Below are 537 nucleotides of genomic sequence, written 5' to 3'. Positions count from 1 at the left end.
TTCAGCGGCGAGAACGTCGCCACCTACATCAACGGCGACGGAGCTGTCTCGGTGGGCATCGCCAGAGCCCCGCGCTTTGACCGTATCGCGATCGGCGAGGCCGGTCAGCCCGGTGCCATCTCCCTTGCGCCCCAGGACGGCCTGCGGATCGCCGGCTCCGACGGCAAAAACTCCGTCACCGTGAAGGGGGACGACGGCATGATCGTCAGCGGTGCCGGCGGTAAGGCCACCTACGACAGCCGTGGCCTCAGCGTCCGCGGCCCCGACAAGGACGGCAAACCCGGCGAGGTGCTGGCCTCCCTCACCGGCAGCGACGGCCTGGTCATTAACGACAAAAAGGGCCGGGTGACCCTCAACGGCTCCGACGGCCTGCGTATTCAGGGGCCGGCGGGCAGGGACGGCAAGCCCGGCCTCTCCACCACCGTCACCGCCGAGGGCGGGATCTCCTCCCGGGACGCCGACGGCAACGAGGTCGAGGCGAAGCTGGTGACCCTCACCGCCGACGCCGGCACCCCGAAGACCGGCACGCGCTTTGCG

1 protein-coding gene is annotated in these 537 nt (G+C 70.2%); it reads left to right on the top strand.

All coding sequences use genetic code 11. The annotated features are described in order from the left end of the window. Nucleotides 1-51 precede the first annotated feature (51 nt). Nucleotides 52-537, top strand: a 486-nt coding sequence (locus GJV78_RS22780) for a hypothetical protein (protein ID WP_155110325.1), incomplete at its 3' end; no start/stop codon positions are given.

It is taken from the genome of Intestinirhabdus alba, from assembly GCF_009711095.1.
In the GTDB taxonomy this organism is placed as follows: Bacteria; Pseudomonadota; Gammaproteobacteria; order Enterobacterales; family Enterobacteriaceae; genus Intestinirhabdus; species Intestinirhabdus alba.
This window is presented reverse-complemented; position numbering and strand designations above follow the sequence as displayed.